The 24,873-nt window shown below is 65.3% G+C and carries 21 protein-coding genes, 1 tRNA gene and 1 pseudogene; 15 read left to right on the forward strand and 8 right to left on the reverse strand.

Annotation, left to right across the window (positions count from 1 at the left end):
- Positions 1-153: 153 nt before the first annotated feature.
- The 6 genes from EBS_RS13370 to moaE are packed head-to-tail and all read left to right on the forward strand — an operon-like array spanning position 154 to position 7,009.
- A complete protein-coding gene (locus EBS_RS13370) occupies positions 154-2,940 on the forward strand; it encodes an MMPL family transporter (RefSeq protein ID WP_171816160.1) in 2,787 nt (928 codons plus the stop codon).
- A 12-nt stretch (positions 2,941-2,952) separates the two neighbouring features.
- Entirely contained in the window at positions 2,953-4,473 is a 1,521-nt protein-coding gene (locus EBS_RS13805; protein ID WP_148307602.1) for a methyltransferase family protein, read from the forward strand.
- A gap of 55 nt (positions 4,474-4,528) precedes the next feature.
- The gene (gene moaB / locus EBS_RS01635; protein WP_043107010.1) at positions 4,529-5,050 is read left to right on the forward strand and encodes a molybdenum cofactor biosynthesis protein B; all 522 of its coding nucleotides are present in this window, start codon (positions 4,529-4,531) and stop codon (positions 5,048-5,050) included.
- Positions 5,047-6,297 carry a molybdopterin molybdotransferase MoeA gene (locus tag EBS_RS01640; protein ID WP_070104702.1) on the forward strand — a complete coding sequence of 417 codons (1,251 nt, stop codon included), beginning with the start codon at positions 5,047-5,049 and terminating at the stop codon, positions 6,295-6,297. The genes moaB and EBS_RS01640 overlap by 4 nt, the downstream gene beginning before the upstream one ends.
- A complete protein-coding gene (gene moaD / locus EBS_RS01645; RefSeq protein WP_043107011.1) occupies positions 6,294-6,536 on the forward strand; it encodes a molybdopterin converting factor subunit 1 in 243 nt (80 codons plus the stop codon). The genes EBS_RS01640 and moaD overlap by 4 nt, the downstream gene beginning before the upstream one ends.
- Entirely contained in the window at positions 6,533-7,009 is a 477-nt protein-coding gene (moaE, locus tag EBS_RS01650) for a molybdopterin synthase catalytic subunit MoaE (RefSeq protein ID WP_043107013.1), read from the forward strand. The genes moaD and moaE overlap by 4 nt, the downstream gene beginning before the upstream one ends.
- Before the next feature lie 71 nt (positions 7,010-7,080).
- On the opposite strand, the gene EBS_RS01655 is transcribed toward moaE, so the two are convergent.
- From EBS_RS01655 to EBS_RS01670, 4 genes are all read right to left on the reverse strand, one after another.
- The gene (locus tag EBS_RS01655; protein WP_052199187.1) at positions 7,081-8,079 is read right to left on the reverse strand and encodes a molybdate ABC transporter substrate-binding protein; all 999 of its coding nucleotides are present in this window, start codon (positions 8,077-8,079) and stop codon (positions 7,081-7,083) included.
- A gap of 123 nt (positions 8,080-8,202) precedes the next feature.
- Entirely contained in the window at positions 8,203-9,987 is a 1,785-nt protein-coding gene (locus EBS_RS01660) for a PhnD/SsuA/transferrin family substrate-binding protein (protein ID WP_043107014.1), read from the reverse strand.
- 26 nt (positions 9,988-10,013) lie between these two features.
- Complete coding sequence (locus tag EBS_RS01665) at positions 10,014-10,580, reverse strand: pyridoxamine 5'-phosphate oxidase family protein (RefSeq protein ID WP_043109045.1); 567 nt, start codon at positions 10,578-10,580, stop codon at positions 10,014-10,016.
- Positions 10,580-10,957, reverse strand: a complete 378-nt coding sequence (locus tag EBS_RS01670) for a hypothetical protein (RefSeq protein WP_043107016.1) — start codon at positions 10,955-10,957, stop codon at positions 10,580-10,582. Before EBS_RS01670 ends, EBS_RS01665 begins: the two co-directional genes overlap by 1 nt.
- 272 nt (positions 10,958-11,229) lie before the next feature.
- On the opposite strand from EBS_RS01670, the gene EBS_RS01675 reads away from it, so the two are divergent.
- The 7 genes and pseudogenes from EBS_RS01675 (at position 11,230) to EBS_RS01705 (ending at position 19,191) form a co-directional block, all read left to right on the forward strand.
- On the forward strand, positions 11,230-12,192 hold the full coding sequence (locus EBS_RS01675) for a DnaJ C-terminal domain-containing protein (RefSeq protein WP_043107017.1): 963 nt from the start codon (positions 11,230-11,232) through the stop codon (positions 12,190-12,192).
- Positions 12,193-12,198: 6 nt separating this feature from the next.
- Positions 12,199-12,516 carry a chaperone modulator CbpM gene (locus EBS_RS01680; protein ID WP_043107018.1) on the forward strand — a complete coding sequence of 106 codons (318 nt, stop codon included), beginning with the start codon at positions 12,199-12,201 and terminating at the stop codon, positions 12,514-12,516.
- Positions 12,517-12,722: 206 nt separating this feature from the next.
- Positions 12,723-13,497, forward strand: a pseudogene (locus EBS_RS14815) (zinc metalloprotease HtpX).
- A 257-nt stretch (positions 13,498-13,754) separates the two neighbouring features.
- Positions 13,755-14,501: a glutathione peroxidase gene (locus EBS_RS01690; protein ID WP_043107019.1), complete on the forward strand. Its 747-nt coding sequence runs from the start codon at positions 13,755-13,757 to the stop codon at positions 14,499-14,501.
- 104 nt (positions 14,502-14,605) lie between these two features.
- Positions 14,606-15,991: a glutathione-disulfide reductase gene (gene gorA, locus EBS_RS01695; RefSeq protein WP_043107020.1), complete on the forward strand. Its 1,386-nt coding sequence runs from the start codon at positions 14,606-14,608 to the stop codon at positions 15,989-15,991.
- Between the two features lie 133 nt (positions 15,992-16,124).
- Positions 16,125-18,017 (forward strand): ATP-dependent zinc metalloprotease FtsH, encoded by a 1,893-nt coding sequence (gene ftsH / locus EBS_RS01700; RefSeq protein WP_070104703.1) that lies wholly within the window; start codon positions 16,125-16,127, stop codon positions 18,015-18,017.
- A gap of 40 nt (positions 18,018-18,057) precedes the next feature.
- Positions 18,058-19,191 (forward strand): S1C family serine protease, encoded by a 1,134-nt coding sequence (locus tag EBS_RS01705; protein ID WP_043107022.1) that lies wholly within the window; start codon positions 18,058-18,060, stop codon positions 19,189-19,191.
- Positions 19,192-19,298: 107 nt separating this feature from the next.
- Here the strand turns inward: EBS_RS01705 and EBS_RS01710 are convergent, their stop codons facing one another.
- On the reverse strand, positions 19,299-20,849 hold the full coding sequence (locus EBS_RS01710) for a peptidoglycan-binding domain-containing protein (protein ID WP_081999758.1): 1,551 nt from the start codon (positions 20,847-20,849) through the stop codon (positions 19,299-19,301).
- Between the two features lie 241 nt (positions 20,850-21,090).
- Positions 21,091-21,167: transfer RNA gene (locus EBS_RS01715), tRNA-Arg, on the reverse strand.
- A 204-nt stretch (positions 21,168-21,371) separates the two neighbouring features.
- Between EBS_RS01715 and EBS_RS01720 the strand changes: the two genes are divergently transcribed.
- The gene (locus EBS_RS01720) at positions 21,372-21,920 is read left to right on the forward strand and encodes a NapC/NirT family cytochrome c (RefSeq protein ID WP_043107023.1); all 549 of its coding nucleotides are present in this window, start codon (positions 21,372-21,374) and stop codon (positions 21,918-21,920) included.
- 13 nt (positions 21,921-21,933) lie between these two features.
- Positions 21,934-22,869, forward strand: coding sequence for an ankyrin repeat domain-containing protein (locus EBS_RS01725; protein ID WP_052199188.1), 936 nt, complete (start codon positions 21,934-21,936; stop codon positions 22,867-22,869).
- Between the two features lie 328 nt (positions 22,870-23,197).
- On the opposite strand, the gene EBS_RS01730 is transcribed toward EBS_RS01725, so the two are convergent.
- Together EBS_RS01730 and EBS_RS01735 are read right to left on the reverse strand one after the other, a co-directional pair.
- Positions 23,198-23,812: a c-type cytochrome gene (locus tag EBS_RS01730; RefSeq protein WP_043107025.1), complete on the reverse strand. Its 615-nt coding sequence runs from the start codon at positions 23,810-23,812 to the stop codon at positions 23,198-23,200.
- Between the two features lie 136 nt (positions 23,813-23,948).
- Positions 23,949-24,698 carry a c-type cytochrome gene (locus tag EBS_RS01735; protein WP_081999760.1) on the reverse strand — a complete coding sequence of 250 codons (750 nt, stop codon included), beginning with the start codon at positions 24,696-24,698 and terminating at the stop codon, positions 23,949-23,951.
- Positions 24,699-24,873 lie beyond the last annotated feature (175 nt).

Genomic DNA, 24,873 nt, shown 5'->3' on the forward strand with positions numbered 1-24,873 from the left:
TAATCGGCACTCGGGGTTCACTACGAAAGGTGGGAACCCCGCGCAGTGATGTGGCCTGGAGCTGTTGCTGGCTGGGTGCGCGATCCTGCCAGCGACGGTGCCGGCTTTGCTAAGCTGGAGGCTATTCTCCATCCCGGCCCAGGAGCCTTCCGGATGCAGCGTCTGCTGATGCTCTGTGCCAGGTATCCGTGGCACGCCCCCGGGTTCCTGTTGCTGGTCTCGCTCGCGGCCGCCACCCAGTTGCGGTACGTCCAGGTGCAGATCGCCACCGACGAACTGCTGGTGATAGACGATCCCGAACGCGCCTATTACGAGCGTGTCAGCCGCCAGTTCGGGGAAGAGGACATCATCGTTCTCTACCTGGAGGACGAGGCGCTGATGGCGCCGGAACGCCTCGAGGTCCTGCGCCAGACCCTCGAACAGATCGAGCAGCTGGATTTCGTCGACCGGGTCGAGAGTCTGTTCTCCGTGCCCTGGCTCAAGAGTGTCGATGGCTATCTGAACAAGGATCCCTATCTGAAGCGGTTGCCGAAGGATGCCGCCGAAGGAGAGCGCCTGCTCGCTCAGGCGTTGCAGGATCCCTTCGTGCGTCACGTGCTGCTGTCAGCCGACGGGCGGGTGATGGGCGCGGCCATCGTGCTGCGCGACGGCGTGAGCGGAGAGGACGACCTGCGGGTGACGCGCGCGCTCGAGCGCCTGGTCGCGCCCCTGCGCGCGCATTACCGCAAGGCCTTCGCCATCGGCTATCCGCATGTGCGCACGGCCATCGCCCAGCAGATCCGCAAGGAGCAGGCCGAGCTGTTTCCGTGGGCGGTGGGAGCGCTGCTGCTGGCGCTGTTCCTGTTGTTGCGCCAGCTGGTCGACATCCTTGCGCCGGTGCTCACCGCGGCGATCAGCATCGTCTGGACCCTGGGCGTGATGGGGCTGAGCGGCATCCCGCTGAACGTGGTCACCTCCATCGTGCCGATCCTGCTGATCATCGTCGGTTCGACCGAGGACATCCACCTGTTGTCGGAGTTTCGTCACGCTCAGCGCGAAGGCCTGGATCGCGAAGCAGCACTCGAGCGCATGGCGGTGCGCATGGGACGCACGGTGCTGCTGACCTTCATTACAACCTATGCCGGGTTCTTTTCGGTGGCACTGAGTCGCATCGAGGTGCTGTGGCAGTTCGGCATCCTCGCCTCGACCGGCCTGCTGTTCAATTTCGTGGCCACCGTGGTACTGATCCCGGCGCTGCTTTCGCTGGCGGGCCACTGGCAGCTCGACGGGCGCTCGCGTTTCGTGCAGCGGCGTCCGGGGCGTCTGGCACGGCGATACTGGGGGCTGCTCCATCGCTCGCGCTGGGGCATTCTCGTGGTGCTGCTCGGGGTCTCGCTGATCGCGGCGCTCGGGGTACCCCGAATCGAGGTCGATCACAGCACCGTGGAGAGCCTGGCCCGCGACTCCGAGGTGCGGCGCCAGGTCGAGGCGGTCAACGAGCGCCTGGCCGGGCTCGAGAACTTTTCCATCGTGGTCGAATCGGGTATCGAGGACACCTTCCTCAAGGTGCGCTATCTCGAGCAGGTCGCCGCCATCCAGGCGTTCATCGACGAACAGGGGCTGGCCCGTTCCACCACCTCGTTCACCAATTACCTGTCGATGCTCAACATGGCCTTCCAGGAGCTGGAGCGACCGTCACTCCCCGGCTCGGACGACGTGGTCGACGAACTGATGATCTTTCTCGATCATCGCCATGTGCGGGCCTATGTGTCGGACGACTACAGTCGATTGCGCATCCTCGTTCGGCATCCGATCGATTCCACGGTGGCGTTGCAGGCCTTTGTCGATCGTGTGCAGGCCTATCTGGACGAGCATCTCGATGCCGGTCTCGAGGCGCATATCACCGGTTCCTCGGTGCTGACCCTGCGCGCCACCCAGTCGATGATCCGTGGCCAGCTGGAGTCGGTGGTGCTCCTGCTGCTGTTCTTCGTGCTCATCATTTCGGTGCTGTTCACCGATCTCCGCGTGGGTCTGATCGCCGCCTTGCCCAATGCCCTGCCGGTGCTGGTGCTGTTCGGTGTCATGGGGTACGCGGGTATCCCGCTGAACATCGGTACCACCATGGCCGCGGCCATCGCCATCGGGATTGCGGTGGACGATACCCTGCACTTCATGTTGCGTTACAACCGGGAGCTCCGGTCCTCGCGGCACCAGATCGCCGCCATGCAGGCGACCCTGGCCGGTGAGGGGCTGCCGGTGATCGCCACCTCGGTGGCACTGGTCGCCGGTTTCCTGGTCTTTACCTTCTCGGACTTCCAGCCCATCGTGTTGTTCGGTGCGCTCAGCGCCCTGGTCATTGCCACTGCCCTGCTGGCGGATTTCGTGATCACCCCCCTGGCCATCTCCTCGCTGCGCCTGGTCAACCTGTGGGACCTGCTGTCGGCCCAGTTGCGGCGTGAGATCATTCCGCAGAGTGTGCTGTTCCGCGGCATGCGCTCCTGGCAGATCCGCCGTTTCATCCTCACCAGCACGCTGGGAGAGTACGGGCCGGGCGAGGTGATCTTCGAGCCGGGGGACGAATCGGATGCCATGTTCCTGGTGATGCGCGGCACGGTGGAGGTGACGGTGCCTGGCAGAGGCGGTGAAAGGGCTGATCTGGTGGTCAGTCGTTTCGGCGTGGGGGAGCTGTTTGGTGATGTGGCGGTACTGGCCCGTGAACGCCGCAAGACGCGAGCGCGTGCGATCGAACCGACGACCTTGCTGCTGCTGGGGCGCGACAGCCTCTACAATGCCGTGCAATACCACCCCCTTTTGGCGAGTCGTCTGTTCTACAATCTGGCGGTCGACGTGAGCTGTCGCTGGATCCGTTTCATCGGCAGCATCCAGTCGCCGGCGGATCGCCTGCGGGGGCGCGGATCGGGCAAGGGAGCCGAGGACGGCCACTGCGGGCCGGATCGCTGAGGAGTCGTCACGATGCGAAGGAGAATCCGCGAGCGGGCCGCGCTCGCACTGATGGCCTTGTTGCCACTGGTCGCCACCCTGGCCCGGTCGGCACCGTCTCCCGTGTTCAGCGCCCCCTACAGCGGTGAGCGGGTGACCGAGTACGAGGTGGAGCTGGCGACCGGCCCCCATACCCGGCGCAGTTTTCGTATTCCCGCCGAGTGCCCGGCCGCCCATCAGGCCTTTCGCGCCGGGGCGCAACAATGGTGCAATCGTGTGGAGCGCCGGCTCTGGGCCAAGGTGATGCAGGATTGTTACTATGCCGCCTTTCTGGCTCGGGCCCGCCCCGGTGCGCAACACGATTTCGTGACCGGTTATGATTTCATGAACGCGCGCCTGGCCGACCTGCCGTTGCGTCGCGATTGCGGGCAGGACAACGGATGCGAACCGTTGCCACCGGGAGTGATCGACCTGGGACAGATCCTGGCCCGGGTGACCACGCGGGAGGAGGGCGAACACGCCACGCCCGAGGCCTGCCGGGTCGAACACGGGCGTTTTCGGGGCTGGGTGCGATTCGACCCGAAGAAAGGCATGGTCTGCTGGTCCGATCCGCGAGCCAATGGCTTGCATCATCGCCGTGGACCATGCCGACGTGAATGGAGACGGTTACCTGGATGCGGTTCTGCGATTGATCCCGCTCGGACGGGACTATCGCCGTACTCCGTTGATCCTGCCGTTGACGCGCAAGCAGTCGGAAGGCCCCTTCAGCCTGCCGGACCGGCTGGTGGTGCCGTGAGCACATTCGAGGCACCAGGGGTGTCGGGAGGTTTCCGAAACATGTGGGTTCTTGCCGTCAGTCTGTTGGCCTACCTGTTCGGCCTGGGGGTGCTGGTGCTCTTCGTGTTGTTCGTCGCTCCCTGGCCGGTACTGCCGTGGCACGTGGACTCCGGGGGAGCCGGGTTACCGTTGTGGCTGGCGGCCGGTGTCGACATCGGGCTGCTGGCGCTTTTCGGTCTGCAACATTCCGTGATGGCGAGACCCCGTTTCCGGCGGCTGGTGCCGCCAGCGCTCACGCGCGCCGTCTATGTATTGGCCTCGGGCGTGGCGCTGGGGCTGATGATCGCTTGCTGGCAGCCGTTGCCCGGCGAGCCCTGGCAGGTCGAACAGCCGTTCGCACGGGGCTTGCTGTTGGCGGCGTTCGTTGGTGGCTGGGCGCTGTCGGTCTATGCCACCTTCGTCATCGATCACTTCGAACTGTTCGGTCTGCGCCAGGCCTGGCAGCACCTGCGGGGGGTGACCGCGCCGGCGCCCGCCTTTCGCGAGGTGTCGCTTTACCGCTGGGTGCGTCATCCCATGCAGCTCGGCGTGTTGATCGGACTGTGGGCCACGCCGCAGATGTCGACCGGCCACCTGCTGCTGGCGCTGGGCATGACCGCCTATGTGCTGATCGGCCTGTGGTTCGAGGAGCGCGACCTGCTGGTCGAGCTGGGTCCGGCCTATGCCGAGTACCGCCAACGGGTGCCGCGGTTGATTCCCCTGCGTCTGCCGCGCTGACAAGCCCAGGCGCGCGCGCTAAAGTGCCCTGGCGCATCTGCAAGAGGTACCTGTGATGACTGACACGTCTTCCAAGCGCCCGGTCCGCCTGGCGATCCTGACCATTTCCGATACCCGTACCCCCGAGAACGACACCTCCGGTAACGCGCTCGAACGCATGGCCACCGAAGACGGTCACGAAGTGGTCGAGCGCCTGATCGTGCCCGACGACATCTACCGCATCCGCTACGAGGTCTCGCGCTGGATCATCGACCCGAAGGTCGAGGCGGTGATCACCACCGGCGGCACCGGGCTCACCGGTCGCGACGGCACCCCTGAGGCAGTGGCCCCGCTGCTCGACCGGACCATCGAGGGCTTCGGTGAGCTGTTCCGCTGGCTTTCCTACCAGAAGATCAAGACCTCGACCATTGCCTCGCGCGCCATCGGCGGGGTGGCCAATGGCACCTTCATCTTCTGTCTGCCGGGTTCGACCGGTGCCTGCAAGGACGCCTGGAACGGCATCCTGCGCGACCAGCTCGACCTCTCGCACCGGCCCTGCAACCTGGTCGAGCTGATGCCGAGGCTGACCGAGTCATGAGTGCCAGTGGCAGTGCCGCGGACTGTTTCTCTGCCGACGGCATGCTGAGTGCCGACGAGGCGCGACGCATCCTGATCGAGTCGGCGGTGCCGCTGACCGAGACCGAGCGGGTGCCGTTGGTCACCGCCCTCGGTCGCGTGCTGGCCGCGGATGTCACCTCACCGCTGGACGTGCCCGGGCACGACAACAGCGCGATGGACGGCTACGCCATCCACGCCGCCGACACCGCGACCGGCAGTGCCGAGCTGTCGGTGGCCCAGCGTATTCCCGCTGGCACGGTCGGCACATCGCTCGAACCCGGCACCGCGGCGCGCATCTTCACCGGTGCGCCCATGCCCGAGGGCGCCAACGCCGTGGTGATGCAGGAAGAGGTCGTGGTCGAAGGCGAGCGCATTCGCATCGGGCGCCGTATCGCCCCCGGCGAGAATGTACGCCCACGCGCCAACGACGTGGCCAGCGGCGACGTGGTGCTGCATGCCGGCGAGTGCCTGCGGCCGCAGGCGGTGGGGCTGCTCGCCTCGCTGGGCGTGGCCGAGGTCGAAGTGGTGCGTCGCCTGCGCGTGGCCCTGCTGAACACCGGTGACGAGATCGTCGAGCCGGGTACCCCGCTGGGGCCAGGACAGATCTACAACTCCAACCGCTACACGCTCACCGCCTGCCTGCAACAGGCCGGTTGTGAAGTGGTCGATCTGGGCCAGGTCGAGGACACCCTGGAGGCCACCCGCGCGGCGCTGCGCGAGGCAGCCGGACGGGCCGATCTGATCATCACCAGCGGTGGCGTCTCGGTGGGCGAGAAAGACCACATCCGCGCCGCGGTCGAGGCCGAGGGCGAGATATCCCTGTGGCGTGTGCGCACCAAGCCGGGCAAGCCGCTGGCCTTCGGGCGGGTGGGCGAGACCCCCTTCATCGGCCTGCCGGGCAACCCGGTCTCGGTGTTCGTCACCCTGTGCCTGTTCGGCCTGCCCTACATCCGCGCCGCACAAGGTCGTCGTGATCCCTTTCCGGCGCCCCTCCTCGCCTGTCTGCCGCACGCGGTCGAACGTCCGCTCAAGCGCCGCGAGTTCGTGCGCGTACGCCTCGAGCACCGCGCCGGGGCGTTGCCGCTGGCGCAGTGGTTCCCGCGCCAGGGCTCGGATGTGCTCACCAGCACCGTCTGGGCCGACGGCCTGCTCGAGATCACCGAAGACAGCGTGCTGCCCGAGGGCGCGCCGCTCAACTACTGGTCATTCGAACAGCTGTTGTCATGATCCACGTACTCTATTTCGCCAGGCTGCGCGATCGCCTCGGGGTGGCCGAGGAGCAGCTCGAGACCTTTCCTCCCACCCTGGGTGAACTGCGTGAGCAGCTCGCCGCGCGCGGCGGCGACTGGGGCGAGGCCTTCTCTGCTCATGTGCTGATGGCGGTCAACCAGGAGATGGCCGGACCCGAGACCCCGCTGGCCGATGGCGACGAGGTCGGTTTCTTCCCTCCGGTGACCGGCGGATGAAGACCCGCATCGCTGTCCAGACCGAGCCGTTCGACCTGGCCGAGGAGACCGCGCGGCTGAGCGCGGGGGATGCCACCATCGGTGCGGTGGCCAGCTTCGTGGGACTGGTGCGCGGCCACAACCGTGTGGGCGAGGACGCCGCCGACATCACCACGCTCATCCTCGAGCACTACCCCGGCATGACCGAGAAGGCCCTGTCCCGCATCGTCGATGCCGCCGCCGAACGCTGGCCGCTGCAGGCGGTGACCGTGATCCACCGCGTCGGCGAGCTGCGCCTGGGCGAGCCCATCGTGCTGGTGCTCACCGCCAGCGCCCACCGCCAGGCGGCCTTCGAGTCCTGTCAGTTCATCATGGACATCCTCAAGACCGAGGCCCCCTTCTGGAAGAAGGAACGCCTGCCCGATGGGCGCGAACGCTGGGTGGATGCCCGCGAGAGCGACAGCGAGGCCGCCGCGCGCTGGTTGCGTGACTGAGGGCAGCGTGTCCACAAAAAACCCCGCCACGTGGGCGGGGAGAGTTTGCCACTCCTGCCGGGGGTCTCTGGTCAGTTGTTCAGCGGCTTGAGCTTGAGCTCGCTGTCGGTAGCCTTCAGGAAGCCGTATTTCGCGTAGATGGCCTGTGCTTCCGGGGTGCCGAGGTAGGCGGGGTAACGCTCGGCGTTGTGCGGGTTGCGGCCGGTGGCCAGGGTCCCGATGGCATAGCCCACCTTGTGTTGCATGTTGTAGGGTGCGGGGATGGACACGCCCTCCACCGGCCGGCCCTGGGCCTGCGCATGTTTCACCTCGGTGGTCCACACGATGCCCACGTCGGCCTCGCCCTTTTCGATCCGGTAGGGCGTTTCACGGTGATGGGGCGAGGTGAACCAGGTCTTGCCGGGGACGGCCCAGCAGCTCTTGCATTTTGCGCCGCCGGTGACCTTGTCGTACAGGCCCAGGTCCTTGAGCATCTGTGCGCCGTAGAACTTGAAGATGCCCTCGGTCAGCGGGTTGGGGTGGGATTGCACCAGGTCGTCGCGGCCCAGGTCTTCCGGCCCCTTGATGCCCTTGGGGTTGCCCTTGGCGACCATCAGTTCCAGCTTGTTGTGGGTGTAGATCATGTAGTCGTGCATGAGCCCCTTCTTTGCCAGTTTTTTCAGGTGGCCCAGGTTCACGCTGGCGAACAGGTCGGGATTCTGTGCGGTCTTCTGGCCATCGATGATGCCCTGCTTGAGGATCTGGCCCTTGAGGATCTGGCCCTTGAGGATCTGGCCGGGCGGGATGGTCTCGACGTAGATGGTCTTGATGTCGGGATTCTTCTTCTGGAAGTCGCGGATCAGCTCTTCCATGACCATGAACTGGTTGCCGGCGAGGTACATGACCAGGTCGGCGGTATAGGAATCACCGATCTTCCCGTAGGCAATGTGCCCGTCGGCATGGAAGGTGCGGTAGTCATGGCCGAGGCCCGCAGCGTCCTTGCCCTTGGCCGCCATCACGGGGGTGCCCAGGAGCAGCGTCGTGGCCGCGAGCAGTGCGGGCAGCTTGCCCAGCAGTCTGGATGGTTTCATGGGGTCCTCCTTCGGTATCGTTGTTTGGCCTCTTCATCCTGGGTCGGGTAGCGTGGTTCGCCAATACGATCGAATACGGGATGACCCCTGGGGGAAACCCCAGGGTGAGTGGTAAGCTGTTGATCAGGCAGGAGAAGCGGAGGGCTCGCCGGCGTCGATCACGCCGGCGTCGATCACGCCGGCGTGCATGGCCAGCCGGGTGAGTTCGGCCGCGTTGCGCAGTTCGAGCTTGCGCATCAGGTTGGAACGGTGCAGCTCGACGGTCTTCACGCTGATGCCGAGTTCGCGGGCGATCTGCTTGTTGGACAGGCCGCGGGCGACTGCGGTGAGTACCTCGCGTTCCCGCGGGGTGAGGCCGGCCAGGCGGTGAGCGGCCAGCGCGCGGTGTTGCGCGCGCTGGCGGTTCTGTTCCTCGTAGGCCAACCACTGGGCGACCAGTTGCAGGATGCGCATCCCCAGCTCGTTGTCGCGGCCCAGCTTGTCTGAGGCCTCTGCGCCGGCGGCCAGTTCGAGCGCGCAGAGGGTCTTTCCTCCCTGCACCACCGGGCAGGCGAGGTAACGCATCGGCGTGTCTCCGTCACCCAGGGTGCATTCGAACGGTGCGCGTTCGGCGATCGCGCGGGCGGCGCCGTCGGGGTGCAAGGCGTCGGGCGGGGTGTCTGGCGGGGTGTCTGGCGGGGTGTCTGGCGGGGTGTCTGGCGGGGTGTCTGGCGGGGTGTCTGGCGGGGTGTCTGGCGGGGTGTCTGGCGGGGTGTCTGGCGGGCTGGCCGCGCAATACTCGGGGCGCCCGTCGCGCACCCGATGCAGCAGCAGGCGGTGGGTGGCGAAATAGGCGGCCAGCCGGTCGAGGATGGACTGCAGGCGCTGTTCGGGATCGAGGTCGTCGCGCACGATCAGCGCATGGATGCCCTGCAGACAGTCGCAGCCGTCGTGCAGGGCCTCTTCCTGGCGGATGCGCGCGGCGATGTCTTCCTGCAACTCGCGGTTGGCCACGAGCAGCGCTTCGGTGCGCGCCTCGACCAGGCGCTCGAGCTCGTCGCGATGGCGGGTGAGTGCCTGCTGCGAGCGTTTCAGTTCACGGTTGATGCGCAGTACGTAGAGGCTGCCGGCCAGGCCGAACAGCAGGGCGGCGAGCAGGCCGCTGAGCAGGGCCGCGTGGCTGCGCCACAGGGCGGACAGGGTGAGCGGTTGCGGGGTGTAGGGAGCGATCTGCAGGGTGCGCAGCACTTCGTGCACGCCGTTGTAGTCGAGCGGGATGGTCCACCCGGCGATGCCGGCGGCACGCGCCACCGGGCCGTTGGCGGGCATCTGCAGCAGGTGCAGGGCGACTTCCCCGGCCAGCGTCTCGTCGGTGCGCGGGAGCCGTGCCAGCGGCCATTCGGGATACAGCGGAGTGCTCAGGCGCAGGGGGAAGCCGGGTTCGTGACGGGGGAGCAGCACGCGCAGCGCGCGTCGCGCCAGCAGGAAGCCGCCGAAGGCCTCGGGGCTGACCGCGGCGAGGCGTCGTCCACGCAGCTCCGCGGCGGTGCGGATCTCGCTGTCGGCGCGCGTGAAGAGTACCGCCCCGAAGCGGGTCAGGGGGCGTTCGTCGTGCCGGTTGCGCAGGGTAAGGATGCGCGTGGCGCCGAAGCTCACCTCGAGCTGGACGTAGTGCGCCGGGTTGGTGAGTACGAAATCGAGCTGATCCTTGCGGATGCGGTTGCGAAACCCCTCGTGGGTGAGCGGTACGATGCGAAAGGTGTACCCGGGGATGCGTGCGCTCAGGTAGCTGGCCAGCGGCTGCCAGCGCGCCAGCGCCCGTTCCTCGCCGTCGAAGGCGAGCACGCCGATGTGCACGCTGCGTGGCGGCGCGCCGGTGGCGAGCCCCCAGCAAAGCAGGGTGATCAGCAGGCAGGGAAGGAATCGCATGTGGGGGAGATGCGGGGCGCCGCGGTTTATTCCCCGGTTTTCCCCGTCGGCTCGGCAGGTATTCCCGTGGGCAGCCCGTCGAGGCTGAGCTGGTTCTTCTCCGCCCAGTAGGTGCGGATGCCGTGTTCGCCCTTGCGCCAGGCCCAGTCGGCGAGCAGGTGGCGTTCGCCGCGATAGTCGAATAGGGGCACGCCGAAGCCGCAGGAGGTCTGCACCAGGTCGATATGCAGCTCGATGATCTGGCGCGCACCGGGGTCGGGCGGGAAATACGCGTCCAATTCGCGCCAGTCGGGATCGTTGCGGTGGGTCGCATCGGCCTCGCCGTACAGGCGCAGGATCAGCGGATCGCCGTCGAAGGCGCAGAACATCAGGGTCATGCGGGGGCTCTGGCGCAGGTGGGCGGCGGTCTCGTTGCCGCTGCCGGTGAGGTTGCGCCAGATCACCCGTCGGGGATCGAGCACGCGCAGGCTGTTGCCGCCCTTGGGAGAGAGGTTCACCCGTCCCTCGGGTGCCGCGGTGGCGACGAAGAACAAGTGCTGGCGTGTAATGAAGTCGGTCTGTTCCGGGGTGAGGGCGGGGTATCTCCTGGCCATCATGGGGATTCCTGTTTGCAGGCGGACAGGCAGGCGAGGCGGATCGCTTCCTTCAGGTGGTCGAGGTCCCGGCAGTCGTGCAGCGCGCGGGCGTTCAGGCATTGTCGGATCTCGCCTTCGCGCTCCACGAACACGGCGGGCAGCTTGACCCGCACCTGCGGGTATTCGCGCCGGAACTCGTCGCGATGCAGGAAGCGTGTCTCCACCGGCAGGGCCTCGACGAAGTCGCGCCAGGCCTCGCGCTCGCGCAGCACGCCGTGGGTGAGCATGCACAGGTCGCAGTGGTAGGTCTGCGGTGAGAACAGCTTGTGGCCGATGTCGGCCAGGGTATTGAACAGGCCCGAGTCGGCGTTGTAGACGAACAGCAGACGCGGCATGCGAAACTCCGGTGTGTCAGACTGGCGGCCAGGCGGATCGAGGAACCTCAGAACAGCTCGTAAAACGTGATCTCATCGCCGAAAGGTGTCATTTTTGCGTTGCCTGTCTTCGTAATCGCTGGCCATTACGTGCAATGGGCGCCTTCAACTGACACATTTTGGGCGGCGATCTCAGTGCTCCGGACTTGTCCAGAGGTTTCTTGAATTCCGTCCGCCAGCCCCGATGTTGGGACTGTTCCGCCAACCCTAGCAGATCAGGCAAGCCGTATTCGATGGAATTCAAGGACTACTACGAGATCATGGGCGTCTCGCGTGACGCCACGCAGGACGAGATCAAGCGCGCCTACCGCAAGCTGGCGCGCAAGTATCATCCCGACGTGAGCAAGGAGCCGGATGCCGAGCAGCGCTTCAAGGAGATCGGCGAGGCCTACGAGGTGCTCAAGGATCCCGAGAAGCGCGCCGCCTACGACCAGCTCGGTGCCAACTGGCAGGCCGGGCAGGACTTCCGTCCGCCGCCGGACTGGGACCAGGGCTTCGAGTTCCACGGTGGCGGCTTCACCGGTGCCGATGCCGAGCAGTTCAGCGACTTCTTCGAGAGCCTGTTCGGTCGCGCGCGCGGCGGCCGGCAATACACCTATTCGACGGCGGGCGGTGGCGGCTTCGACCTGCGCGGCGAGGACACCTACGCCAAGGTGCTGATCGATCTCGAAGACGCCTACCAGGGGGCGACCCGGACGCTCACCCTCAAGCACACCGAGCTGGGACCGGATGGCCGGCCGCAGCTGCGCGAGCGCACGCTCAACGTGCGCATTCCAAAAGGGGTGAAGGAAGGGCAGCACATCCGCCTGGCGCGTCAGGGCAGTCCCGGCATTGGCAAGGGCGAACCGGGGGATCTCTATCTCGAAGTGGCGTTCCGCCCGCATCCCTTTTATCGTGTGGAGGGCAAGGATGTCTACATCGAGCTGCCGGTGGCACCCTGGGAGGCAGCGCTGGGCGCCAAGGTCAAGGTGCCCACGCCGGCTGGTGCAGTGGACCTGAAGATCCCCGCCGGCTCCAAGGCCGGGCGCAAGCTGCGTCTGAAGGGCCGCGGGATTCCGGCGAAGCAACCGGGGGATTTCTACGTCGAACTACAGATTGCCCTGCCGCCGGCCGATGATGCGGAAGCGCGCACCGCCTACGAGCGGTTCAGGGATGCCTTTCCGGGCTTCGCCCCGCGGGCATATCTGGGAGTGTGACGGGCCATGAACACGCAAATGACGACGCTATTTGACGGGGAGCTGCTGGAAGAGGACGTGGAACTGAGCCTCGCCGAACTGAGCATGGCCTGCCACCTGCCGGCCGAGACGGTGCTGGAGATGGTCGAATATGGCCTGATCGAGCCGTTGGGGCGTGATCCGGCGGGTTGGCGTTTCAGCGGCCTGAGTGTGCAGCGGGTGCGTTGCGCCCAGCGTCTGCGTGCCGACCTGGGCGTCAATCTCGCCGGGGCGGCGCTGGCGCTCGACCTGCTCGAGGAGATCGAGCGCCTGCGCGGCCGGCTGCGTCGCCTGGGGGCCGAGTGAACGGGGCGACACCGGGCATCGACCCGCTGGTCTGGGAGGAACACGCCTGGCGCAATCGCCTGCAGTCGCTGTTCCTGCTCGCGGCGATGGGTGGTTTCATGGCCCTGCTGGGCTGGCTGCTGTGGGGCGAGAGCGGGGTCTGGATGATGCTGTTCACTACGGCGCTCGGTGTGGTCTTCAATCCCGGCATCTCGCCGCGCTGGGTGATGCGCCTGTACGGTGCTCGCCCCCTGCGGCGCGAGCAGGCGCCCGAGCTGTTCGATACCGTCGAGCAACTGGCACGGCGCGCCGGGCTCGAACGCCCCCCCGAACTGTACTGGGTGCCCAGCAGCATGCTTAACGCCTTTGCCGTGGGGACCCCGGCGCATTCCGCGGTCGCCGTCACCGACGGACTGTTGCGCAATCTCGACCTGCGCGAGTTGACAGGGGTGCTGGCGCACGAGATCAGCCACGTCCGCAACCGCGACCTCTGGGTGATGGGGCTGGCCGATCTGTTCAGCCGCGCCCACCAGCACTCTGTCGCTGTTTGGCCAGTTCCTGCTGCTGGCCAACCTGCCGCTGATCCTGCTCGGCGGTGCGGTCATCAGCTGGTCGGCCATCCTGCTGCTGGTGTTCGCGCCCACGCTCAGCGGCCTGGCGCAACTGGCGCTGTCTCGCACTCGCGAGTACGACGCCGATCTGAATGCCGCGCGGCTGACCGGCGATCCCGACGGTCTGGCCAGCGCGCTGGCCAAGATCGAGCGCGTCCAGGGCAGCTGGCTGGAGCGTATCTTCCTGCCCGGTCGCCGGGTGCCCGAACCCTCCCTGCTGCGTACCCACCCCGAGACCGCCGACCGCATCGCGCGGCTCATGGAACTCAAGCAACGCATGGGGTCGACCGTTTCTCTCGCCGACCTGCCTGGTGGCGTCCTGCACCTGCATGGTCTCGGCGGTCTGGTCCGCCGGCGCCCCGGCTGGCACCTGAGCGGCCTCTGGCACTGATTGTTTCTCACCACAGAGGGCACAGAGCGGGTGGGGCAGGCGTGGAAACGGCGTCGGTTCCACATGATTGGCTGGTCATGGCGCCCGCGCCACGGGCAACCGGGGAAAAGTCTTGATCCTTCGATTCGATAAATCGCTAAAAGCTATCGACCATTTAGTAATATTTGATTTCCATAATTGATAGCTAAACGTGGATAGCTAAACGTGATAATCCTCCTGTCGTCGATAGCAATCAACCCAAAGACAGGAGAAAGACCATGCAGAATCGTGAAGGACAAACCGTACCCAGCGTCGTCTTCCACACCCGCGAGAACGGGGAGTGGAAGGACATCCACAGTGACGAGATCTTCAAGGGCCGCACCGTGGTGCTGTTCGCCTTGCCAGGCGCGTTCACGCCCACCTGCTCCTCGGGCCACCTGCCACGTTACAACGAGCTGGCACCGGTGTTCCGGGAGAACGGGGTGGACGAGATCGTCTGCCTGTCGGTCAACGATGCCTTCGTCATGGAGGCCTGGAAGAAGGACCTGGAAGCCGAGAACGTCACCCTGATCCCCGACGGCAACGGCGAGTTCACCGCTGGCATGGGCATGCTGGTGGACAAGTCCGATCTCGGCTTCGGCAAGCGCAGTTGGCGTTACGCCATGCTGGTGCGTGACGGGGTGATCGAGAAGATGTTGATCGAGCCGGACGTGCCGGGCGACCCCTTCGAGATCTCGGATGCCGACACCATGCTGAACTACATCAACCCGAACGCACGCAAGCCGCGGCCGATCAGCCTGATGACCAAGCCCGGCTGCCCCTTCTGCGCCCGTGCCAAGGCGATGCTCAAGGAGCGCGGCATGCCCTACGAGGAGATCGTGCTCGGCCGCGACGCCACCATCCGCTCGGTGCGCGCCATCACCGGCCGCGAGACGGTGCCCCAGATGTTCGTCGATGGTCACTACATCGGGGGCTCCGAGGAACTCGAGGCCTGGCTGGCCGAACAGGCATCGCAGGCCGCCTGAAGCACCTTTCAGCCGTCCATTCGTGGATGCGCAATCCTGGAACCGAACGATCCCGTGCTTCCTCCCTGCTTGCGGGGAGGGCCAGGGAGGGCAAGGAGAACACCATGAACCGACATTTCGATCTCATCGCCATCGGCGGCGGCGGCAGCGGCGGGCTGGCCGTGGCCGAGCGCGCCGCCCAGCTCGGCCGCCGGGTGGCGGTCGTGGAGGCGGCCGAGATGGGGGGCACCTGCGTGAACGCCGGCTGCGTGCCCAAGAAGATCATGTGGTATGCCGCGCAGCTCGCGCACGCGGTGGACGATGCGCCCGGCTTCGGCATCCCCGCCTCGCGTGGGACCACCGACTGGCTCACCCTGGTGGGCGCGCGTGAGCGCTACGTGGCCGACATCCGCCGCTACTGGAACGGCTACGTGGGCGAGTCCGGCATCACCCGCATCGACGGCCGGGCGCGTTTCACGGATGCGCACACCCTGGCGGTGGATGGCGAGCGCTGCACCGCCGATCACATCGTCATCGCCACGGGAGGGCGTCCGCTGGTGCCGCCGGTGCCCGGCGCCGAGCTGGGGATCACCTCCGACGACTTCTTCGCCCTGCGCGAACAGCCGCGCCGGGTGGCGGTGATCGGCGGCGGCTACATCGGCGTGGAGCTGGCCGGCATGTTGCGCGCGCTCGGCTCGGAAGTGGCGCTGGTCGCGCTCGAGGACCGGGTGCTGGAACGTTTCGACCCGATGATCTCGGAGGTGCTCGGCGAGCAGATGCGCCGCCAGGGCATCGCCTTGCACCTGAGCTGGCCGGTGGCCGCGCTGGAGCGAGACGGCGGGGGTATCCGCCTGCGGTCTCGCGAAGGCGCGACGCTCGGCGGCTTCGATGCGGTGATCTGGGCGGCCGGTCGCCGCGCCAACACCGAGGGCCTGGACCTCGAGGCCGCCGGTATCCGCACCGCGCCCGACGGCAGCATCCCGGTCGATGCCTGGCAGCAGACCGGCGTGAAGGGGGTGTACGCCATCGGCGATGTCACCGGCCGGGTGCCGCTGACCCCGGCGGCCATCGCCGCCGGTCGGCGCCTCGCCGAGCGCCTGTTCGGCGGCCGGCCGCGGGCGCGGGTCGATTATGACAACGTGCCCAGCGTGGTGTTTGCGCACCCGCCGGTGGGTACGGTCGGGCTCACCGAGTCCGAGGCACGCGACCGCTTCGACCGGGTGACCGTCTATTCCACGCGCTTCACACCCATGCGGCATGCGCTCTCGGCACACCCGACCGAGACCGCGATGAAGCTGGTATGCGCCGGCGAGGACGAGCGCGTGGTGGGCATCCACCTGGTCGGCGAGAGCGTCGACGAGATGTTGCAGGGTTTCGCGGTGGCGCTGAAGATGGGGGCGACCAAGGCTGACCTGGACGCGACACTCCCCATCCACCCGGTGAGTGCCGAGGAGCTGGTGACCCTGAAGATACCGGACCCGGAACCCGAAGCCTGGCGCGAGGTCGGGTAGCGGGGTGGGCCGCCCTCCTTTGCGGCCCGTCCCACCGCGGGTTTTGCGCTACCCTTGATCGAGGCGGTGCCGCCCCCATTTCACGACGGCAGGCGCTTCTCGGCGCCGGACAACCGAGAACAAGGACAACCCCATGGCCAAGAGTGAATTTCATGCGGGAGGTGACAAACCCCGCATCGAGATCAACAAGTCCAGCAAGACACCCTTCTGGCAACACCCGCAGTTCAATCTGATCCTGTACCTGTTGTTCATTCTGCTGTCGTTCCATTTCTGGGGACAGGCGCAGGAGGCACGGCGGCTGGAGATACCCTACAGCGAGTTCCTGCAGCACGTGGAGAAGCACGAGGTGGCCGAGGCGGTGATCACCGACAAGGCCATCGTCGGCACCCTCACCGAGACCGATCCGCAGACCGGCGAGCCGAAGCGTTTCATTACCGTGCCCCTGCTCGCCAACCAGGAACTGGCCGACAAGCTGGCCGCCAATGGCGTGCGCTATACCGTACGCGTGGGCGACAACTGGCTGAGCCAGTTCTTCTTCAACTGGGTGTTGCCCTTCGGCATCCTGTTCCTGGTGTGGGGCTGGATCGCGCGCAACATGGGGCCGCTGAACAAGGGCTTCCTCAACATCGGCAACCGCATCCATGTACACCCCGAGGAGGGGCCCAAGGTCACCTTCGGCGACATTGCCGGTTACGAGGACGTCAAGCAGGAACTGCGCGAGACGGTGGATTTTCTCAAGGACCCGCAGCGCATCCGCGAGCTGGGTGGGCGTGCACCCAAGGGGGTGCTGCTGCTCGGCCCGCCGGGTACCGGCAAGACCCTGTTTGCGCGCGCGGTGGCCGGCGAGGCCGGAGTGCCCTTCTTCAATATCAGTGGCTCGGAATTTATCGAGATGTTTGTCGGCGTGGGGGCGGCACGGGTGCGCGAGTTGTTCGAGCAGGCGCGCGCCAAGGCACCGTGCATCATCTTCATCGACGAGATCGATGCCATCGGCCGTTCGCGCAGTGCCGGCATGCTCGGGGGCGGGCACGACGAGCGCGAACAGACGCTCAACCAGCTGCTCACCGAGATGGACGGTTTCGACAGCTCCACCGGCGTGGTGGTGATGGCGGCGACCAACCGGCCGGAGATCCTCGACCAGGCCTTGCTGCGCTCGGGCCGCTTCGACCGCCGCATCCCGGTGGACAAGCCGGATCTCGCCACCCGCGAGGGCATCCTGCGCCTGTACGCCGGCCGCATGAAGCTGGCCGCCGACGTGGACCTGCGCGTGGTGGCTGCGCGCACGCCGGGTTTCGTCGGTGCGGATCTCGAGAACATCTGCAACGAGGCGGCCATCTTCGCCCTGCGCGACAACCGTCACCAGGTGGAGATGCGCGACTTCGAGGCGGCCATCGACCGGGTGATCGCTGGTCCCGAGGCGCGGCAGCGCGCGATGAGTCCCGAGGAGAAACGCCGCGTGGCGGTGCATGAGTCCGGGCACGCCCTGGTCGCGGTGGCGATGCCTACCGGCGACCCGGTGCACCGGGTAACCATCATCCCGCGTGCCATCGGAGCCCTGGGCTTCACCCTGCAACTGCCGGTCGAGGAGAAACTGCTCTCCACCCCGCAGGAGATGAAGGACCAGATCGCCATCCTGCTCGGTGGGCGCGCGGCCGAGCAACTGGTGCTCGGCGAGATCTCCTCGGGCGCCTCGAATGACCTGGAGAAGGCCTCCGAGATCGCGCGCACCATGGTCGCGCGGCTGGGCATGAGCGAAAAACTCGGCCCGGTGGTGTGGGGGCGGCAGCAGCAGTTGCAGTACCTGAACAGTGCGCAGACGGTGGAGGAGCGCAACTTCAGCGAGGCCACCGCCGAGGCCATCGATGCCGAGGTGCGCGCTCTGGTCGAGGAAGGCGAACAGCGGGCCCGCGAGATTCTGCAGCGCTGCCGCGAGCGGCTCGATGCGCTGGCCGCCGAACTGGAAGAAAAGGAAAGCCTCGATGGCGAGGATGTAAAACGCATCATCGGCGATTGCGCGGGACGCTGAATCGGGCCAGCATGCGCCTTTTTTGTCGAGGGCCCGAACCATGCAATCCCCCAGCGATCCCTACTTGGCGCGCCTGCGCTGGCTGACCTGGACCGTCGTGCTGTTGTTTGTGCTGTGGCAGTTCCTGCCACTGGCGCAGCACTGGCTGATCGGCATGACTGCCGAGCCGCGTCCGGTCACCGCACGTGGCGACCTGGCCGCCGACGAGCAGGCGACCATCGCCATCTTCGAGCGCGCCAGCCCGTCGGTGGTGTTCATCACCACCCGCCAGCGCGTGGTCGACTTGTGGACGCGCAATGTGTTCAGCGTGCCGCGGGGTACTGGCTCGGGTTTCGTGTGGGACGACCTGGGCCATATCGTCACCAATCACCACGTGATCGCCGGCGCCTCCGAGGCCCTGGTGCGGCTCAACGACGGACGCAGCTATCGCGCGGTATTGGTCGGCAGTAGTCCGGCGCACGATCTGGCGGTGCTGCGTATCGACGTCAAGTTCGATCGTCCGCCCCCGGTGCCCATCGGTACCAGCCACGATCTGAAGGTGGGGCAGAAGGTATTCGCGATCGGCAACCCCTTCGGGCTGGACTACACCCTCACCAGTGGCCTGGTTTCGGCGCTGGATCGTTCGCTCACCGAGGAGAACGGCGCGCGCATCGAGCACCTGATCCAGACCGATGCGGCGATCAACCCCGGCAACTCGGGCGGACCCTTGCTCGACAGCGCGGGACGGCTGATCGGTATCAACACCGCCATCTACAGCCCCTCGGGAGCCTATGCGGGGATCGGCTTCGCGGTGCCGGTCGATACCGTCAACCGGGTGGTGCCGGAACTGATCGCACGCGGACGGTACATCCGCCCCAGCCTGGGTATTCGCAGCGACCAGCGTCTCAGCCGTCTGGTTACCGAGCAGCTCGAGGTGCCGGGTGTGCTGGTGCTCGAGGTCACTCCCGGATCGCCCGCCGAACAGGCCGGGTTGCGTGGAACCCACATCGGGCCGAACGGTGAGCTGGTTCCCGGCGACATCCTGATCGCTCTCGATGACCGGCCGCTCGATTCGATCGAGACCTTGCAGGCTCGCCTCGGTGACCATCGCCTGGGCGATCGGGTGCGTCTGCGACTCTGGCGCAACGGCGAGGTGCGCGAGGTGGAGGTGGTACTCGATCAGGACGGCAGCTGAGGTCGGCGTGACAAAGGCAAGGCCGGGTGGCATGAAAAACCCCGGTCCGCAGGTGCGGAACCGGGGTTGTCGCTCAGGCAGGGCGACCGGCAGTCACCCTTGTTGCCTCAGCGGGGCGAGACGCCCAGGGTCTTCACCGTCTCGATGTTGAGATAGCTGTCCACCGGCAGCCCCTTGGCCTTCTGGAAGGCGTTGACTGCGGCAATGGTCTGGCGACCGACGATGCCGTCGATCACGCCCTTGTAATAGCCCTCGCGTTGCAGGGCGCGCTGGATGCCCTTGATGCGCGAGACCGTCATGTTGGTCTTGCACAGGATGGAGCGCCATTCCATGTGGCCCTCTTGGTCGAGCTGGCGCTCGAACACGGTCTCGTACCTGGCCGGGATGGCAATGCGCTTGACCTGCGGTTCGGCGATCATCTTGCGGACCTTGATCTTCTTGGTGACCACAGGGATCTCGATCTTGCGGGTGGTGGCCGGCGACTTGAGCACGCGACGGGTCACCGTCTTGTACCTGGCCGGCATCTCCAGCAGGCAGATCTTGTTACCGGTGCGGGTGGCGCGCGGCTCACCGTGCATGTGGACTTCGTGCCACACGAATTCCGGATCGGCAACCTTCTTGCGGACCTTGATGGTCTTGTAACGCGGCGGCACGTCCTGCTTGACCACCTGCGGTTCCTCGGCCAGTTCGCGCACCCTTATGGTCTTGTACCTGGCCGGGATCTCGATCTTGCGCACGGAGGCGGGCTTCTTCAGCACCCGCTTGCGGATGACCTTGTAGGTGGCCGGGACCTCGACCAGACACATGATCTCGCCGGTGGCCTCGTTGATCTTCTGGATCGGGCCTTCGCCCTTTTTCCAGACGGTGTGCGCCGGCTTGTCGATGACCTTTTCCTCGGTCCACTCGTAGACAGCGGGGACCTGTTCGTACTTTACCGACGCCTCGCTCACCAGGACCTTCTTCTCGACGATGCGGTACTTGGGCTTAGTGGCGTGCAGCGTCTCGCCGCCATCGCTGACCAGTACCTGCTGTTCCTCGGTGATGTAGCGCGCCGGGCGATAGTGTTCGTGGAAGCACATGCCTGGTTTGGTGCCATCCAGGTCCACACCGTGCTTGCGTGCGGCTTCGAGCAACTCCTTGCTGGCCGGTGGCGCATTGCGGTCCAGGCTGGTGCGCCATTCACGGTTGGCCTCGCTGACCAGGATGGTCTCGGTGACTGTTTCGTAACGTGCGGGCACCGTCTCGATGCGGTAGGAAGCAGGCTTGACCACCACCTCCTCTGAGACCCATTCATACCTGGCAGGGATCACCTCGGTGCGCTCACTGGCCTCGCTGACCAGGATCTTGTGCGGGACCTTCTTGTAGGTCGGCGATACCCAGACGCGGGCATAGCACTCGCCTGCCTTCGGGTTGGGCGGCAGCAGGGGGGCTGCCGCAGTGGCCGGCATCGCCGGGGCGGGGGCCGGTTGCGACGTCGCGGCCTGCTGCTGCAGTGTGCTCAGGTCGGCACGCAGTGCATTGTTCTCCTTCTGCTTGGCTTCCAGCGCCTTCTGCAGGTCGCTCACCTGTGCGTTGTTGGTGGTGGCGCAACCGGACATGATGAGCGCGGTGACACCCACCAGGGGCGCATATCGCCAGATAGACTTCCTCTTGTGCATGATCTTTCTCCAGACGTGTTTCTCTTGTGCCGCGCATCCGTGTCGCTTTCGTTGCAGTTGGATGCCGGCTGCCTGTCCCTGGTTACATTGCAGAGTGATAGCGCGAGCGCCTCGCTCGTGGGCAGGGCGCCGGCAATATATCGGGGAAGCGCGTTCGTGGCAGGTCAGGCCCTGTCGGGAAGTGGAGACAACCCGGGCCACGCGGTTGCGTCGCAGCAGGAAGAGTAAAGAGAAAGGGAAGTGGCGCGCCCGACAGGATTCGAACCTGTGACCTTCGGCTCCGGAGGCCGACGCTCTATCCAGCTGAGCTACGGGCGCTGAGATGGCGCGTTGTCGGAAGCAGTCCGGCAAAGCGGGCGTATTCTAGCATCGGCCGGTGTTTTCTGCGCGGCGGATTTGCCACTTCTCGGGGGGCAGCGCTTTACAAGAGCGATTGTTCAGCCCTAGGATCAAGAGGGTATATAGAGAACAACAGCAAAACTCCCCGGAGAAGAGGGAGTTGCATGACCTGGAGGAGTCGCGATGGCGCGCAAGCTGACCTGGGCCACGGGCCTGCTGATCTTTTTCATGGGTATCGTGTTCACCGGCCTGTTCAACATGGGGCTGGCCTATACCAACGAACTGGAGTTCTGTACCTCCTGTCATTCCATGCAGACCAACCTGCGGGAATACAAGGAGACGGTGCACTACAAGAATGCTTCGGGCGTGCGGGCCGTCTGTTCCGACTGTCATGTGCCCAAGCCTTTTTTCCCCAAGATGATCGCCAAGATCACGGCGGCCAAGGATGTCTGGGGCGAGATCACCGGCAAGATCGACACGCCCGAAAAGTACGAGGCGTATCGATGGGAGATGGCCAACGTGGTGTGGGACAAGATGAAGGCGACCAACTCGCGGGAGTGCCGTTCCTGTCACGATTTTGGTGCCATGGCCTTCGACGAGCAGGACCGCAGTGCCCGCAAGCGCCATGCGCGCGCCGAGGAACGGGGTGAGACCTGTATCGATTGTCATACGGGTATCGCCCACGAGGAACCGGAGGAGCCGGAGGACGCCGAACAGGCAAGCGAGGGATGACATGGCGAGAGGCATGAGATTATGGACAGGTGTGGTAATGGCCTTCGTGCTGATCGGCCAGATTGCACTGGCCGGCGAGAAGGAAGCCGAACTGCGTGCCGCTGCCACCGTGGGCGATGTCGAGACCATGCGCGAGTTGCTGGATCAGGGGGCTGATGTCGATGCGCCCAACAAGTACGGCAAGACGGCGCTGATGATGGCGGTGGAAAACGGCAATATCGCGGCGGCCTCGTTGCTGGTCTCCCGGGGAGCCGATGTCAACCGGCGGACGGTTGCCGGTTGTACCGCGCTGACCTTTGCCGCCGAGAACGGTGAGAACGAGCTGTCTGCCCTGCTGCTGGAGAAGGGGACTGACATGTCGGCGCGGACTCGTGCCGGGTGGAATGCCCTGATGATCGCCAGCCGCTATGGTCTGGTGGACATGGTCGAACAATTGCTCTTCAAGGGGGCGAAGACCGAGGTCGCCGACAAGGAAGGACAGACGGCCTTGATGATGGCTGCCGCTGGCGGGTATGTGCCGGTCCTGCGCCTGCTGCTCGCGCACGGGGCCAACATCGAAGCGAGGGATCACCGCGGGCGCACCGCTCTGACGATCGCCGCTTCGCATGGCCAGGTTGGGGCGATGAAGGAACTGCTGGCACATGGCGCCGCGGTAGACGCCCCGGCCAGGGATGGGGCCACTCCGTTGATCTGGGCTGCCAGTCAGGGCAAGAAGGAGGCTGTGGCCTTGCTGTTGCAACAGGGCGCGGATGTGAACGCGCGCGATGCCGATGGCGTGACCGCCCTGATGGAGGCAGTCAATGTCCGTTCACCGGAGCTCGTGAAGCTGCTGCTCGAACAGGGGGCCGATCCCTTGTTGCGCAACCGCGATGGCAAGACGGCCCGCGAGATGGCCAAGGGTGAGCGTAACCGCCAGGTGCGTGCCGTTTTCGAGGTTTACATGAACTGACTGATCCGGTTTGTGTACAATGAAAAATCCCGCCGGTCTGGCGGGATTTTTCTTGGGCCGTGCCTGGCCCGAATATTTCACCGGCCGAACAACGCTATAGCTCTAAGAGGCCGAATAATCGAGAAAGAATGGCAAAAAGGGAGGCCAGTCGTCGGTTACAGTATGTCCCCCGCGTTGTTCTATCCCGATTCCGGCGGTTTCTCGCTCGTTGTGGCCTGGTTTTCATTCAAGCGATAGCGAAGGCTATCGCTTTCGTTCCAAACCGGCGCCACAACGGCTGCGAATTCCGCCGGCTCTCGGGATACCGGTGAAATATCCGGGCCAGGGCTCACTTGCTGCCCAGCGCGTGGATGATGGCCTCGTAGTCTTCCTTCTTGAGCTTCCTGAATTTCTTTTTCATTTTCTTCGGCATCTCGCGCTCACCCGAGGCGAACATCTCGAACTGGTGGCGCAGATATTCCATCCACTGGCCACCCAGGATGCCGGCATCGTCCTCGGGGTCGGTACCGAAGTCGGTATGGCACTTCTTGCACTTGCGTTTGAAGATCTTCTCGCCACGGGCGACCAGCCTGGGATCGGTCTCCTGCTCGCCTGCGTGGCTCTTGAAGGTCTGCCCGGAGTAGTACTCGGCGATGGCCTTGATGTTGTCCTCGCTCAGCTTCTTGGCAATTTCGACCATGTCGGTTTCGGTGCCATCCTCCTTCTTGAATTTCAGGCCCGGGCGTTCGCCGTCCCGATAGTCCTCCAGGGCGTCTTCGATGTACTTGGCCGAGTAACCCGCGATGTTGGGTACCTTCGGATCGCTGCTGTTGCCATCCTTGCCGTGGCATTCGCCGCACTTTTCGGCCAGGCTGTTGACGTCGGCGGTGCCGATCGCTGGCATGATGGCGAAGGCCAGTCCTGCGCCGAGCAGGGCGATAGCAAGGGTTCTTGTCTTCAACATGGTAGATATGCTCCTTCGGTCGTGAGTTTCCTGAAGGTGCCCGGCCGTGGGCACCGTGAACCTTGGCGATGGCCGCCGGGTATCATCGCGGGTGCATTCTAAATGTCGTTTACCGGTCCTTGTCCAGTGATCTGGGTTAACGGTTTCCCGGCGCCGGTCGAGCGACGTGCGGAAAATCGGGGTTGATCCAGCCGGGTCTGGCCAGTTTTTCCGCTGGTGGACGCAGGTGCGAGACATGTGAGAGGACTGCGTTCTCGTCATGCCGGCTGAAGGCGCGGATCTGCCGCGCCATCTTGCGATCGGCATTGCGTCGCTTGCCGGTGCGGATATGGTCGAACTGGCGCTTGAGGTAGTTGAAGTGTTGCCCCTGCAACCGGGGAATGTGGTCTTCGGCATCGCCTTCGCCGTGCTTGCCATGGCAATCCGCGCACTGTTCAGCATAGATGGCCTGTCCCTCGGGCAGCAGGTGTTCGGGGCCACGACCGTTGTGGGGTGTCATGGGTAACGAGGCCACATAGGCGGCCACGTCCGCGATCTCCTGCGCCCCACCGAGCACGCGGGGAGAGGTGAAGGCACGCATGATGGGGTTGGCACGGTTGCCGACGCGGATATCGGCCAATTGCTTGATGATGACGCTGGCGAGTTGGCCGGCAATCTGTGGATAGGTGCCGTCTTCGCGTCCCCAGCCTTCCGGGCCATGGCAACTCACACAATAGATATACAGGCGACGCCCGTTTTTCAGGTCGGGAGCGAGAGACAGTGCGGCTTCGAATTCCGTCAGATCCGCCGCTGTTGTGGCTCGACCAGTAAGCAGAATGAGCGTGCTGTATACCAATATGCCCGTTAGTCGAGGTGCAACTCGAAGCCTTTTCATACGGAATATCATGATTGTCTAAACTACAGTCTTGTATTTGAAAACCCAATGACCCGGTGCTATAAACCTGATGGTCTCACAGAGCCCACATAACTATAAGGGGTATCCGGGTGGTGAGATCGGGGACAGGGACCGTGCCACATGGCCCCATTCCCGTGTTGATCGATTTGTTTGCCACGACCTCATC

It is taken from the genome of endosymbiont of unidentified scaly snail isolate Monju, assembly GCF_000801295.1.
GTDB lineage: Bacteria > Pseudomonadota > Gammaproteobacteria > Chromatiales > Chromatiaceae > MONJU.